Origin of the sequence: Nocardioides soli (assembly GCF_014191495.1) — a bacterium.
Taxonomy (GTDB): Bacteria; Actinomycetota; Actinomycetes; order Propionibacteriales; family Nocardioidaceae; genus Nocardioides; species Nocardioides soli.
Map to the genome: position 1 here is coordinate 1207819 of NZ_JACHWR010000002.1, position 14042 is coordinate 1221860.

Below are 14042 nucleotides of genomic sequence, written 5' to 3' on the forward strand. Positions count from 1 at the left end.
CTTCTGCAGGCTGGCGAGTCCGCGCGGGCACACCCTATAGGCACCCACCGCAGGGATCCGTCGGCCCGCGCCCGGCTTCGGCCCGTGGCCGATTCGCTGAGCTTTGGCTGCTGCGACTCGCCACGAGCCCAAGGCCCGTTCCCCCTCCCCGTTTCCCCCGGGGGGTTGGAGGTCGGTTCGTAGCTGACGCTGGCGCCGTGTCAAGGGACAGTAGGAACTGCCCAGGGGCGGTCGTGAGACCTGCCCGCTGACGGTCACGAGAACTGCCCGGTGGTGGCCATGGGATCTGCCCAGTGGGCTTGCGGCCACCACCGACCAGAGCACTCAGCTCAAGGGACTCACCCCTCGGCCGGCGAGTGCCTGGGTAAGTCGCACGGAGTCTCCGCTGGTCTGGCACACGTGGGCGTGGTGCAGTAGCCGGTCGACGGTGGCGGTCGCCAGCGTCTTGGGCATCAGCTCGTCGAACCCGGACGGGTGCAGGTTCGAGCTGATCGCGACCGACCGCTTCTCGTAGGCGGCGTCGACGAGCCGGTAGAGCCCCTCGGCGGCATCCTGGGCGACCGGCAACAGGCCGATGTCGTCGACGACAACGAGATCGGCGCGCAGCACACGGGCGATGGCCTTGGACACCGTGTCGTCGGCACGATGGCGGCGCAGCAGGACCCCGAGGTCTTCCAGGGTGAACCAGGCGACCTTCAACCCGGCCTCGACGGCTTGGTGACCGAGTGCCTCCAGTAGGAACGTCTTCCCGGTCCCCGACGGCCCGCACACGACGAGGTTTTCCCGACGGTGGACCCATTCCAGGGTGCGGAGTGCCTGCTGGGTCGGTGCCGGGATCGAGGATGCCTCGGGCTGCCACGCATCGAACGTCTTCCCGGTCGGGAACCCCGCAGCCGCCCTGCGGGTGGCCAGTGCGGAGCGTTCCCTTCCGGCGACCTCCTCGGCGAACAGAGCCTTGAGCACCTCGGCGGGCTCCCAGCGTTGGGCCTTCGCGGTCGCGACGACCTCCGGTGCGTGGCGACGGATGTGGGGCAGCCGAAGCCGCCGCAAGAGGTCCTCCAACTCGGCCGGCAACGGCGGCGCGGACGCCATCGATGGTGTGGTGGTCTTGGTCGTCATCGGGTCACCTCGTTCCCCTCGCGGCTGTCGTGCTGGCTGTCGTGCTGGCCGAGACGTGCCCATCCGGCGGTGCCCTGGGTCAGCGACCGTTCTTCGCCGGCACGGTGCTCGCCAACAGCGGGTTGCCGGGCGTGGTGGTCGAGGATCGAGGACAGATCGGCCTCGGCGAACCGGCCGTGGACGGCGGCGTGGCCGAGTGCCCAGTCGACCTCGACGGGGTCGAACAGCTTGGCCAGGCTGAGGGCTTCGGCCATCTTGACCCTCATCCGCGGCGTGCCCGCCGCAGCGGCCTCGACCAGCCACAGGCGGGCGCCCTCGCCCAGGTCGAGGAACTCGGCTTCCGCTGGGTTCTTCGCTCGCGGCTGCCGGTTCAACGGACCTTCCGGCTGCGGTGGGAAGTGCTCGTCGTTGATCCTCGGCGTGCCCGGCGTCGCGCGCGCGTGGCGGGCGACCTCGGCGGGTCCGTCCTCGCCGACGTGAACGATGACGACCTCCTCGCCGTCGCCGAGTCCTTGGGCACGAACCCACACCGTGGCGCCGAGCAGGGTGTGTGGCACCGAGTACTGGCCGGACTCGAACATCACCATCGGCGTGTTGCCCGGCACTACCCGGGTGGTGCCGAACGCGACTGTGTGCGGCTGTGTCGGGACCGGGTGTAGCCGTGTCCGCTCTTCGGCCAACATCTCGACCGGTGGCCGCTTCGTGGTCCGGTGAGCCCGGGTGTTGACCTTCTGACAGAACGCCTCACACGCCTCCTCGAGCTCGCTAAACGACGCGTACTCCTCACGCAGGTTGGTGTCCTTGGGCACCAGGTCGGCCTTGCTGATCTTCACCGACGACTCGGTGCCGCCCTTGGACGCCGGATCCGCCGGCACACAGGTGTGGACCACGACCGAGTAGTGCTCGGCGAAGGTGACGAGCTGTCCGTTGCGGACCGGGATCCCGGCGATGTGCTCGGTCGTGACGGTCTTCTCGTTGTCGGTCAGCACGTAGGTCGGCACCCCACCCAACCGGCGGAAGGTCTGGTCCAGCGCGGCGAACACGGACGGCATGGTCTTATCGCGCAGCGCGATCACGACCCGGAACCGCGACCACGCCAGCCACGCCACGAACAGAACCGTCTTGACGCCGTCGACGACAGGTCCGTCGCCGTAGTCGTACTGCAGCCACATCCCCGGCTCGGTGACCCAGGGCCGGTGGACCCGCACATGTCCTGACCGGTATGACTTCTTCACCGATGCGACCGCACGACGGGTGGTGCGCTCCGAACCCTTGTAGCCCATCGCGAGCAGCTTCTCGTGCGCTCTGTCGGCACGGACCTTGCCCTTGGACCGCTCGACCCACTCCTCGACCTTGGGCAGGTACTCATCGATCAACTGCGGCCGAGTCACGGCCTTGTCCAGCTCACCCCCGGCAGCACGGCGGTCCACGTAGTGCTTGACCGTGTGGTGCGAGCATCCGGCCAGCTCGCCGGCATCACGCAACGACCCTGTCAGGTCGTAGGCATCCAGGATTTCCATGATCTCCTCGGCAGACTTCAAGTTGTCCCTCCTCAGGGCGACGGGCGCTTCAGCACCGCCGATCGCACCTGAGGAGGGGCCTCAACCGTCGGAGCCGGTGAGGCAGACGACGTCGTGTCGGGCAGATCCCATGACCGCCACCGGGCAGGTTTCATGTCCGCCAGCGGGCAGTTTCGTGGCCGTCTCCGGGCAGAATTTCATGGCCGCCGACAGTCGTATCTTCTAGTTCGGCTCGGTGCATGGCAAGGAGTCGGAGTCGGGCTTGTTCGAGGCCGGCCTCGCGGGCTTTTCGGATGGTCTCGCGTCCTTCGTGCTCGTCGTCGGGGGTCACGTATCCGACGCCCTGGTGCAGCCGGACGGTGTTGTAGTGCGGACGGTGCGGAGCTGGGCGCGGAACGTGGCAGGGTCGGCGATCGCGAGCAGGTGGGGGACTCGGCCTTGATGTGTCCGTTCAGGGACTCGATCCAGGCCTGGTTGGTCGGTGTGCCCGGACGGCCGAAGTGCTGAGCGATCGCGCACAGTGCCATGAACTCCCTGGTCGAGCCCGAGGTCATCTGGGGCCGGTTGTCGCTCACGGCGAGCAGCACCGGGCCGCGTCTGGTCGTCGACGCCGAGGTCGACCAGCCCGTCGTCGTGGCGGGCGTCGACGGCATCGACCTGAGTCGGGCCAAACTAGTGCGGCGCGACAAGGTCACGTATCACAGGTACAAGGCCGACAGTGCACGGCGCAGCCTGCACGGGATCGATACCCAGGTCGCGAAAGCCGAGCGGGCTGTGGCTGGCAAGGAACCCGTGAAGCGGAACCGGTTCGTGAAGCTCCCCGGTGGCGACAAGTCGGTCAACAGGGACCTGGAAGCCAAAGCCCGCGCCGTTGCAGGGCTGAAGGCCTACATCACCAACGTCGAGAACCCCTTGACCGAGTTCGTGATCGGCGCCTACGCGACGCGCTCGCCCAGATCAACTGACGAGGTGCGCACTAGTTTGGCCCGACTCAGGTCCAGCTCGTAGTCGCGTTCCCTGCCCTTGATCCCCGGCTTGGACGCCGCGAGCGCCGCCAGGGCACCGTCCTTAGCGACGTGCCTTATACGCATGATTGTGGAGCGGTCGACCCGCTGCGCCGAGGCGGCCTCGGCCACCCTGAGTTGAGTCCCCGATGATGGTGTAACGCGGTTGCCGGCCTCGTCGTAGTAGACGTGGAGCGGCCACCGCGTGATCTTCGAGTGAACCCTTCACAGCACTCTCGAACGGAGCATCACGGTGACCGCACCTCACATTGTCGACCCTGCCGGCCTGCTTGGCGAGGCCCTGGCGGAAGCCTCCCCGGACCTCATGCGCAACCTGCTGCAGACGGTGATCAACGCGCTGCTGTCCGCCGACGCCGACGCGGTGGTCGGTGCCGAGTGGGGCCAACGCAGCCCGGACCGGACCGCGCAGCGCAACGGCTACCGGCACCGCGACCTGGACACCCGGGTCGGCACGATCGACGTCGCGATCCCCAAGCTGCGCACCGGGACGTACTTCCCCGAGTGGCTGCTCGAGCGGCGCAAGCGGGCCGAGTCGGCGCTGATCACGGTGGTGGCGGACTGTTATCTGGCCGGGGTGAGCACCCGCCGGATGGACAAGCTCGTCAAGCAGCTGGGCATCAACAGCCTGTCGAAGTCGCAGGTGTCCCGGATGGCCGCCGACCTGGACGAGCAGGTCGAGGCCTTCCGCCACCGGCCCCTCGACGAGGCCGGACCCTTCACGTTCGTCGCCGCCGACGCCCTGACCATGAAGGTGCGCGAGGGCGGGCGGGTCATCAACGCCGTGGTCCTGATCGCGACCGGTGTCAACGGTGACGGGCACCGCGAGGTCCTGGGCATGCGGGTGGCCACGGCCGAGACCGGGGCGGCGTGGAACGAGTTCTTCGCCGACCTCGTGGCCCGCGGCCTGGCTGGGGTCCGGCTCGTGACCTCAGACGCGCACGCCGGCCTCGTCGAGGCCATCGCGGCCAACCTTCCCGGCGCCACCTGGCAGCGCTGCCGCACCCACTACGCCGCCAACCTCATGAGCGTGACCCCGAAGTCGATGTGGCCGGCGGTCAAGGCGATGCTGCACTCGGTCTACGACCAGCCCGACGCCGCCGCGGTGCACGCCCAGTTCGACCGGCTGCTGGACTACGTGGCCGCCAAGCTGCCGGCGGTGGCCGAGCACCTCGACGCCGCCCGCGCCGACATCCTGGCCTTCACCGCCTTCCCCAAGGACGTCTGGACCCAGATCTGGTCCAACAACCCCTCCGAGCGGCTGAACAAGGAGATCCGGCGCCGCACCGACGCCGTGGGCATCTTCCCCAACCGGCAGGCCATCGTTCGCCTCGTCGGGGCCGTGCTGGCCGAACAGACCGACGAATGGGCCGAAGGCCGCCGCTACCTCGGCCTCGAAGTCCTCGCCCGCTGCCGACTCGCTCCAGTGACCGACACGACGACGGAGGTGAGCACCGACCCCGTCCTCGAACTCAGCGCCTAACCCCTACGAAGGATCACAGGCGATACACCACTACCTGGGACTTGACCCCACCCTGGCCTTTGACGCACCAAGCTGTAGCCAGATCTCGTACTTCTGCGACGGGCTCAACATCCGCTTCGCACGCCGCTTCCTGGGCTCAGGGGGTGTGGCTGCCCTCGCCGTCGGCGAGAGCGTTTGTCCCGATGCCCCTTCGACTGCGTACCGGCGGTCCTCACGATGGGCGCCATAGATCTGGCGACGCGAGGCCTTGTCAGCGTGGTGCCACTGACTATCGGACTCCTTCGTTGCCCGTTTATCGCGGTCCCGTAGGACGCAAGAGAGTTGAGGGTCGAAACGGGTTTGTCGTCCACCTTTCGGGACCTGCCAGAGTACGGCTGGAGACTTGAGGGTGGGCGGAAAGTGGGCGGATTTGACGACGACTCGAGTCAGCCGGTGTCAATCACTGAAGTCGCGCTTGTCGCGTTTGCGCAGGTCAGGACCCCAGAATGTCGAACAGCGTTAAGCGACTGCAGGCGCTCAGTGCACTACGGGTATATCCCAGAGGTCGCAGGTTCAAATCCTGCCCCCGCTACCAAGTTCAGGCGTGGGATCCAGCCGGATCCCACGCCTGAAAGCATTTGGATTTGATCTGCCATCCAAGAACCCCTCCTTTCCGGCCGCTTGTCGCGGCGGCCTCGGCCGCCGTTCGCGTGGGCCCGGGCGCGTCGCCGAGAGTGGGCCATGACGACCCCACCCACCCCACCCACCCCACCCACCCCACCCACCCCACCCACCCCACCCACCCCGCTTGAGCAGCTCCCCCTGACCCGCGCGCGGGCCGCTGACCGCCAGCGACGCCGAGCGCATCGCCACCGCCGTCGAAGCCGAGCTTGCGCCATCGACTCGTGAGACCTACGCGTCCGGATGGCGCCAGTGGGAGCGGTGGTGCCGGGGGAGAGGCATCGTCCCGCTCCCGGCACCGCCCGAGGCGCTGGCCGCCTTCCTCGCCGAGCGCGCCGAGGCAGGGCTGCACTTCACCACCCTCGACTGCTACTGCTCCGCCATCGCGCACCGCCACCACCAGGAGGGTCTCCCGGACCCCACCGCCGAGATTGTCGTACGCCGGGTCCGCCGGGGACTGCGACGGATACTCGGGGTCGCGCCGATCCGCCAGGCCCATCCGCTCACCGTTGCCGAGCTCGGGCAGATCGTCGACGCCATCGACACCGACCGGGTCAGGGGCGTCCGCGACCGCGCCATCCTGCTCGTCGGGTACGCCTCCGCGATGCGACCCAGCGAGATCTCCGCCCTCGACGTCGAGGACCTGCTCCGCAAACCCACCGGCGTCCTGATCAGGATCCGTCGGTCCAAGACCGATCCGGACGCCCAGGGCCAGCTCGTCGGCATCGCCCGCGGCGAGCACCCGATCACCGACCCGATCCGCGTCCTGGACGCCTGGCTCGCGGTGCGGCCGGCGGGAGTAGGACCGCTCTTCACCTGCGTGCGACACCACGACCACCCCGACGCGGACCGCCTCGGCCCACGAGCGATCAGCAAGACCGTGCAGGAACGCGCGATCGTCGCCGGCTTCGACGGCATCCCCGTCTCGGGTCACTCCCTGCGAGTCGGCCACGCCACCACAGCAGCGGTCAACGGGGCCTCGATCGACCGCATCGCCGCCCAGACTCGACACCGCGACCTCGGCACCCTGCTCAACCACTACATCCGCCCCGCCGAGGCAATGGCCACCACCAGCCGCGACCTCGGACTCTGACGGCCCGCCGCCGATCAAAGGCGGTGGAATGACCCGGTCGGAACCGCGCTCATCGCGACGCCTGGCTGCTACTGCGACCGCGACTTGCGCTTTGATCTCGCGTTGCCAACTGTGGCAACGGTCCGTAGACTTGTGAAGTGGCGACTTCCCCAACGACTGCGAGCCTGCTGCGCGAACTGAGGCGCAAGCAGGGCACGTCGCTGCGGACCGCCGCTGCGGACATCGGTATCGCTCCATCGCAGCTCTCCCGATTGGAACGCGGGCAACGCGGCCTGGCTCCAGAGGTTTCCGAGCGGCTTTCGTCCTATTACGGCGTACCGGCAGAGTTAATCTCCATCACGGGTGGAGACGTACCTGCCGATGTCCTCCGCATCTTGCAAGAGCATCCGGAAGAGATCGAACGCTTGCGGCGTCAGTACGGCGAACCGGCGTGAATGCGGGGGCCTGGGCGTTGGCGCTCGTCGGGTGCCAGGTGGGCGACTACATGCTCGATGAGTACATCGATGCTGGCGGGTTTGGGATCGTGTACCGCGGCCGCAACGTCGTGACTGATGCCGTCGTAGCTGTGAAGGTACTCGATCCGGAAAAGGCAGGTCACCCAGATGTGTCTGCGGAGTTCCAGAACGAAGGCGTGCTCTTGCAGAAGTTGCAAGGCCGAAGCCACGTCATCAACTGGTTCGAGTCGGGGGCTCAGACGGTTCAAGTCACCTTGGGCGGCGTTTGCCTGCCGATACCAGTTTCGTTTCACGGGTGAGGTCAATCGGTCGTAGCAACGTGGTTCATGCTGCTGTCGGTTCGGTGAGCAGCTGGTTCAGCATCTCAGCTGGGGTCTTGAGGTCCAGGGTGGGACGGGGGCGGGCGTTGAGGGTGGCGGCGATCTGGCGCAGGTCGTTGGCGGTGAATCGGGACAGGTCGGTGCCCTTGGTCAACCAGTGCCGCAGCAGCCGGTTGGTGTTCTCGTTCGTGCCGCGTTGCCAGGGCGAGTGTGGGTCGCAGAAGTAGATCGGCATCGCGAGGTCGAGCTGGATCTTGTCGTAGCGGGCTAGCTCGGTGCCGCGGTCCCAGGTCAGCGATCGGCGCAGGTGCTCGGGCAGTTGGCGCATCTCCCGGATCATGGCCTGCGCGACGGCTTCGGCGTCGTGGCGCCCGGGCAGGTGCAGCAGGATCGTGAACCGGGTCTGGCGCTCGACCAGGGTGCCGACCGCGACGCCGCCGGCGGTCCCCATCACCAGGTCGCCTTCCCAGTGGCCGGGCACGGCCCGGTCAGCGACCTCGGGTGGGCGCTGGCTGATCTTGAACGCCTCCTTGTAGGGGCTGTTGGCCCGCCTCGCGCCGGTGCGGGGGTGACGGCGGGACCGGCTGGTCGACAGCCGGCGGTAGAGGTCCTTGCGCAGCGATCCGCGGGTCTGGACGTAGAGCGCCTGGTAGATCGTCTCGTGGGACACGCGCTCCATGATCATGTGTGGGTAGTCCCGCCTGAGGATCATCGCGATCAGCTTCGGCGACCAGCCATCGTCCATCCACGCCTCGATCTGCCGACACAGCCGGAGATTGGCCACCAGCCGGAACTCCTTGGGCCGTCGTCGCCGCTGGTGCGCGGCAGCATGTGCCAAGCCACCGTGGTAGCTGCCGTCGGGACCACTGTTGCGGGCAATCTCGCGGCTGATCACCGACTTGTCCCGATCGATCAGATCCCCGATCTGAGCCAGCGTGATCTGCTCGCCCGCAGCCCGCCGCCGCAGACACACCGCGATCACCGCCCGGTCCTCACTGGTCAACGGCCGCCGCCCGGGCCGATCACCCACAACGACCGACCCCGCAGACCCCGCAGACCCCGTGGGCGGCGCAGACCCCGTGGGCGGCGCGTCGGATCGAGCCACGGGCAACCCGCCACGTCTGGTCTGAACCAATCTCAACATCACCGGAGCAGACTGCCGCCACCACTCCCACGCCGACTGCTTCGCCACGCCCGCCTCCACGGCAGCAGCCGAGAGCGACCAACCCTCGGCCACCCGATCAAAGAACCTGACCCGCACCTCGCCCGGCACACCTCGGCCCATCTCACAACACCCTCCAGATCGGTGTTGCTTCGACCGATTGAATCCACCACGTGATGGCTCTGGCTTCCGGTGGGCTCGCCGAAATAACTGCGGTTCCGTCAAATCTTGCAACGATCGCTTGGGACGAGAGGGTGGCGCACTGGCGAGGGGCCATCCTCGGCGTGCATCAGATGCATCTAAGCACTGTCGCCCACCGGGACCTCAAGGCGGAGAACTGCCTGCTGATGGCAGGAACCCACAACGCGATTGAAGTTCGGGTCTCAGATCTCGGCCGCTCGAAGGACTTCGGCCTGGCGCCGACCTTGCCGCCATGGGTGTACCTCGGTGGGCTGGGAGACCGAAGTCATGCGGCGCCAGAGTTCCTCTATCTCCAGGGCGGCAACTCTGGTGACGACTTTCGCCTCGCGGATCTATACGGCCTTGGATCGCTTCTCGCCGAACTGGCTACAGGGCACGGGATGACGTCACTCGCACTCGGCTCGTGGAACGACGTTCTTCGGCAGGCCGAGATAGATCTCGCAGCTGGTGTTACCAGGAACCTCTCGACGCTGCGGTCGCAGTACAAGAGGGCGTGCGCGGAGGCAGTGGAGGACGTCCCAGGCGTGATCCGCAATGACGTAGCGACACTGCTCGAGCAACTTTGTGACCCTGTTCCGGGCGGGCGACTTCCCCGATACAGCGGAAGACGTACACGTCGCGAAGATGGGCTCAAGTGGCTCCTGGATAAGGCTGACATTCTCGGCCGTCGCCTCCAAGTGGAGGCGCGCAAGCCCTCGTATCGGAGAAGGAAGGGCGCTGTATGACCGCGCTTGGTGTGTTGGACGCAATTCGTCCCGACGATCAGGTGGTCTCGGAATCGGTTGCGCGTCCAGGGATCGCCGCCCCCATGCTAGTGACCGGGGCCAAGGTAAGCAGCACAACGGAGGAGCGGGTGATCGCGGCCTCCAGAGAGGCAGCCGCAGCGGCTGTTGGCCGCGCTGAGCGCAGGGTTGAATCCAATAGAACGTCAACGACGCTCGCTGCCCTAGCTCAAGCGTACGGCTCGGATCCGGCTCATTCGGATCTGGCGACGTCTCTCGCTCGCGAGGCGTTGCAATTGGCGCTGACGACTTCGGCTGAAGGGCACATAGCGGATGCTCCATCCGCACGCCTTGCCGCCGAAGTGCTTGTTCGACTTAATGAGCCGCAGGCCGCCTATGACGCACTCAAGTCCGTCCGGCTTAATGACGCTCTCACGCTTGCATTCGTTGCCGTAGCGTCGGCTCTCGGGCGTACGGAAGAAGCAAAGGCCGCTATCCAGGAACTCGCTGGTCCCGTGGCAGATGCTTACAGAGGCTATATCGCAGCGTGCGAACAGCGTTGGAGCGACGCCGTGCGGCATCTTCGATCCGCGCTGAAGGAGAAACCGTTCGACGTCGACTCTCTCCTGAACTTGTCTATCTCTTTGTGGGCGCTCGGATCCGCGAAGAAGGCAACCCGCGTCGCGCTGCAGGCTACGCGCGTCGCCCCAGGTCGCAAGGATGCCTCGCTTCACTACCTCGAACTCCTCCTTGCGCAGGGTGAGATCGAGCAATTCAACTTGGAGGTGCGCAACCTCAAAGAAAGCGGCATCGTCGCTAATGCGCGGTTGCTGGCGCTCTGCGGCCGAGCGCTTCTGCAGGGAGAGAACAAGCCCAAAGCGGTGACGCTCCTTGATAGTGCCGCGAAGGCCGCGAAGGCAGAGGGCGACGACGAGTTGGAAGCCGAGGTCCTCAGCAACCTCGCGAGCCTCAGGTGGGAACTGGGACGTATCAGTCGCGCGGTCGCGCTACAGCAGATGAAGGATGTGATCGACCAGTACCCGGACTCGGACGTCGCCGTCGTGAACTACGCCGCGTTGGCCACGAGGCGAAGCGAGGCCGCGCCGCTTCGTTCCGCCCTTTCGCGGTTCGGCAACCTGGCTCCTTCCTATGCCGCCTACCTCAAGCATCAGTTGGCGACGCTTGAAGGCAACTCCACAGTGGCAGCCGATGCTGCCGCAGAGTGGTTGCGGCTCGAGCCAAACAATCCGGGCGCGGCCGCAGCCGCCGTGGTGTCGATCGGCATTGGGGAAGAAAACTGGGCCGAGGCGGCACTCATTGCAGAGTTCGCGCTACGCCACTTCCCCGAAAACAAGGTCGTTGTGAACAACTCCGCCTACGTGCTCGCGATGGCCGGGCGCGCAGACGAAGCGATCGACGTCATTGAGGCGTTGGGCTACGACGACTTCGTCCTGAAGGCGACGCTCGGACTGGCTCACCTCGCCAAGGGCGATATTCCTACGGGTATGCGTTTGTACCGCGAGGCTGCGGACGAAGCTGAGAAGGACGACCCCGTGAACCGAAGTCTGATGACTGCCTACCAAGCTATGGTGATCCGCCAACTCAAGGTGGTGGACTCGATCCCGAAGCTCCAAATTGAGGCACAGATGCTCGTCCCAGTCGCGCTGCCCGAAGACTGGCAGGATCGAGCTGATTTCATCAGACTCCACCACCTTTTCGAAATGCACGGCTATTCGTGGCCCCCAACTCCGGAAATCGTCTGAATTTGCAGTTCGGTATCGCTAGCCCGATCCTGGTTAGTCCGCACTAGCGGCGAGCCCACTAGGCGACCTCCCACCCTGGGGGCGCCGTCACAATCCGCTCCAGGCGGAGCGAAGCTCGGATCCACCTTGACCAGACGGTCGCGAGTCTGTGCTGTCTAAGCGAGCGCCAATCTGGGCGGCCCGACGCCGTGTCTTAGTGGGCGGATCGACGCTGGATTGTGGATTCGGTGCGCCCTCCAACAACCCTCCAGATTGAGCCGGGTCGGGGCAGTGATGATCGGGTACAGTCGGCAGAGTCCGAAGCGACGAATCCCAGTAAACACAAGGGATTCGGCTGTTTCCCACAACGTTCGGTAGTGGTCGGCAAGACGCTGATTCAACCCAGAGGTCGCAGGTTCAAATCCTGCCCCCGCTACTGAAAAGTGGTCCGTGGCCTGCGGAAACGCAGGCCACGGACCACTTCGTCATTTGAGCCTTTCCATCTCCGGCGTTCGGGTCGTGTTCCTCAGGCCGTGTCATGGACCGTCGTCAGGCACACGACCCTGCGACGGACCGACATGCCGTCGTCTCCCGACGGAAGGCGACTCACGCACCTGACGAGGCTGCTCCCGATCCGGGGTGGCGCGACACTCGGGTCGGGTACGACGAAAGCCGGGCGCCAGCCATGGGCAGCGAGAGATCGCGACTGCTCTGGGCATCGGTCAGGCGGCGGCGAGTCGGCAGCTGAAGACAGCGGACCTGTGGAGTTTCTATCCGCGGCACGCGGCTGCGACGTCCTGAGCAGCACCGAAGCCCGCTCTCGTACGCAGATCCCGACGCCGCACTGCCATGCAGGTGCTGGGCTTCGTTCGACGGCGTAGTCTCGTTGGGACCGTGGGACACGGCGCCTCCGGTCGAGGAGGTGAGATGTCCGCACCCGGACCGACCACGGAGTACCCCGACCACATCGACGGTGCGGTCCTCAAGATCGCGGGCGTGGTCGTGCTCGGCGCGATCATGTCGATCCTGGACATCACCGTGGTCAACGTTGCGCTGCCGACGTTCCAGGAGGAGTTCGGCACTCCCGACAACCCGGTGTCGTACTCGCACGTCGCGTGGACCGTCACCGCCTACACCCTGGCGCTGGCCACCGTCATTCCGCTGACGGGGTGGGCCGCCGACCGGTTCGGGACCAAGCGGCTCTACATGACCGCCATCTTCCTGTTCACCGCGGGCTCCGCACTCTGTGCGACCGCCTGGGACATCAACGTGCTGATCGGATTCCGGGTGCTGCAGGGGCTCGGAGGTGGGATGTTGATGCCGTTGGGCATGACGATCATGACCCGCGCCGCCGGACCTCATCGGATGGGGCGCCTGATGGCGATCCTGGGCGTGCCGATGCTGCTCGGTCCCATCCTCGGCCCGATCCTCGGCGGCTGGCTGATCGAGGTCGCCAGCTGGCACTGGATCTTCCTGATCAACCTGCCCCTGGGCATCGCGGCGCTGATCTACGCCTGGTTCGTCCTGGAGAAGGACAGCCCGGAGCCGTCGGAGTCCTTCGACTTCCTCGGCATGGCGCTCATGTCGCCCGGCCTGGCGCTCTTCCTCTTCGGGGTCTCGTCGCTTCCCGCCGAAGGCGGTGACTTCGGCGCGCCCCGGGTGTGGGTGTCCATGCTCGTCGGCGTCCTGCTGATGCTCGCCTTCGTCTGGCACTCCTTCCGTCCCGAGCACCCGCTGCTCGACCTGCGGCTGTTCAAGAACCGGAACCTCACCGTCTCGATCATCACGATGTTCATGTTCGCCGCGGCCTTCTTCGGTGGGCTGCTGCTGGTGCCGACCTACTTCCAGCAGATCCGCGGCGAGTCCACGCTGCAGGCCGGGCTGCTGGTCGCGCCCCAGGGCATCGGCGCCATGGTGACGATGCCGATCGCCGGCCGGCTGGTCGACAAGATGCCGGTCGGGCGGATCGTTCCCTTCGGGCTGATCGGGATCATCATCGGCATGTTCGGCCTCACCCAGGTCACCGCCACCACGCCGTACCCCGCGCTGATCGCCATGCTGTTCGTCATGGGGCTGGGCATGGGCGGTTCGATGATGCCGCTGTTCACGTCCGCCCTGAAGACCTTGTCCAACCACGAGGTCGCGCGCGGCTCGACGCTGCTCAACATCACCCAGCAGGTCTCCTCCTCCTGCGGGGTGGCGCTGATGTCGGTGCTTCTCACCAGTCACCTCAACGACTCCCCGGTCATCCCCGGCACCGAGAACATCCCCGGCCTGCCCGACGGCCTCACCGAGACCCAGGCGGCGATCCTCTCCAACACGAACCCTGAGCAGTTCGCCACTCTGAACCTCGACCCGGCCGCCGTGGCGCGGGGCCTCGTCGACGCGGCCGCCGCGTTCGCGGAGACCTATTGGGTCGCGTGGGTGCTCGTCGTGCTGACCCTCATCCCTGCCCTGATGCTCCCGCGGAAGCACGAGGAGGCCCACCTTCTCGACGACGAGGGCGTGCCCCCGGCAACCGTCGACTGACTGATCCGGTGGCC

The 14042-nt window shown here is 66.6% G+C and carries 10 protein-coding genes and 1 pseudogene; 8 read left to right on the forward strand and 3 right to left on the reverse strand.

The window, feature by feature from the left end:
- Positions 1-324: 324 nt before the first annotated feature.
- Both istB and istA read right to left on the reverse strand, forming a co-directional pair.
- Positions 325-1119: an IS21-like element helper ATPase IstB gene (gene istB / locus FHU40_RS16120; protein WP_183591811.1), complete on the reverse strand. Its 795-nt coding sequence runs from the start codon at positions 1117-1119 to the stop codon at positions 325-327.
- The gene (istA, locus tag FHU40_RS16125; protein WP_064075337.1) at positions 1116-2660 is read right to left on the reverse strand and encodes an IS21 family transposase; all 1545 of its coding nucleotides are present in this window, start codon (positions 2658-2660) and stop codon (positions 1116-1118) included. The genes istB and istA overlap by 4 nt, the downstream gene beginning before the upstream one ends.
- A gap of 693 nt (positions 2661-3353) precedes the next feature.
- Here istA and FHU40_RS28350 point away from each other — a divergent pair.
- From FHU40_RS28350 to FHU40_RS16155, 5 genes and pseudogenes are all read left to right on the forward strand, one after another.
- A pseudogene (locus FHU40_RS28350) lies at positions 3354-3578 on the forward strand (IS1634 family transposase); the annotation flags it as partial.
- A gap of 318 nt (positions 3579-3896) precedes the next feature.
- Positions 3897-5144: an IS256 family transposase gene (locus tag FHU40_RS16140; RefSeq protein ID WP_183591284.1), complete on the forward strand. Its 1248-nt coding sequence runs from the start codon at positions 3897-3899 to the stop codon at positions 5142-5144.
- 1144 nt (positions 5145-6288) lie between these two features.
- Positions 6289-6897, forward strand: coding sequence for a site-specific integrase (locus FHU40_RS16145; protein ID WP_343057936.1), 609 nt, complete (start codon positions 6289-6291; stop codon positions 6895-6897).
- 137 nt (positions 6898-7034) lie between these two features.
- Entirely contained in the window at positions 7035-7331 is a 297-nt protein-coding gene (locus tag FHU40_RS16150) for a helix-turn-helix domain-containing protein (protein WP_183593269.1), read from the forward strand.
- Between the two features lie 38 nt (positions 7332-7369).
- Complete coding sequence (locus FHU40_RS16155; RefSeq protein WP_183593270.1) at positions 7370-7651, forward strand: hypothetical protein; 282 nt, start codon at positions 7370-7372, stop codon at positions 7649-7651.
- Between the two features lie 25 nt (positions 7652-7676).
- On the opposite strand, the gene FHU40_RS16160 is transcribed toward FHU40_RS16155, so the two are convergent.
- On the reverse strand, positions 7677-8957 hold the full coding sequence (locus tag FHU40_RS16160) for an IS30 family transposase (RefSeq protein ID WP_183591672.1): 1281 nt from the start codon (positions 8955-8957) through the stop codon (positions 7677-7679).
- A gap of 53 nt (positions 8958-9010) precedes the next feature.
- Here FHU40_RS16160 and FHU40_RS16165 point away from each other — a divergent pair, with 53 nt between their 5' ends.
- From FHU40_RS16165 to FHU40_RS16175, 3 genes are all read left to right on the forward strand, one after another.
- On the forward strand, positions 9011-9760 hold the full coding sequence (locus FHU40_RS16165) for a protein kinase domain-containing protein (RefSeq protein WP_246391014.1): 750 nt from the start codon (positions 9011-9013) through the stop codon (positions 9758-9760).
- Positions 9757-11520: a tetratricopeptide repeat protein gene (locus tag FHU40_RS16170; RefSeq protein WP_183593272.1), complete on the forward strand. Its 1764-nt coding sequence runs from the start codon at positions 9757-9759 to the stop codon at positions 11518-11520. Before FHU40_RS16165 ends, FHU40_RS16170 begins: the two co-directional genes overlap by 4 nt.
- Positions 11521-12426: 906 nt before the next feature.
- Positions 12427-14028: a DHA2 family efflux MFS transporter permease subunit gene (locus tag FHU40_RS16175; protein ID WP_183593273.1), complete on the forward strand. Its 1602-nt coding sequence runs from the start codon at positions 12427-12429 to the stop codon at positions 14026-14028.
- The last annotated feature ends 14 nt before the right edge of the window (positions 14029-14042 follow it).

Excerpts from the sequence above, each read along its gene's own strand:
- FHU40_RS16160 (WP_183591672.1), bottom strand. The coding sequence starts at position 8,957 with ATGGGCCGAGGTGTGCCGGGCGAGGTGCGGGTCAGGTTCTTTGATCGG.
- FHU40_RS16165 (WP_246391014.1), top strand. The coding sequence starts at position 9,011 with ATGGCTCTGGCTTCCGGTGGGCTCGCCGAAATAACTGCGGTTCCGTCA.
- istB (WP_183591811.1), bottom strand. The coding sequence starts at position 1,119 with ATGACGACCAAGACCACCACACCATCGATGGCGTCCGCGCCGCCGTTG.
- FHU40_RS16175 (WP_183593273.1), top strand. The coding sequence starts at position 12,427 with ATGTCCGCACCCGGACCGACCACGGAGTACCCCGACCACATCGACGGT.
- FHU40_RS16170 (WP_183593272.1), top strand. The coding sequence starts at position 9,757 with ATGACCGCGCTTGGTGTGTTGGACGCAATTCGTCCCGACGATCAGGTG.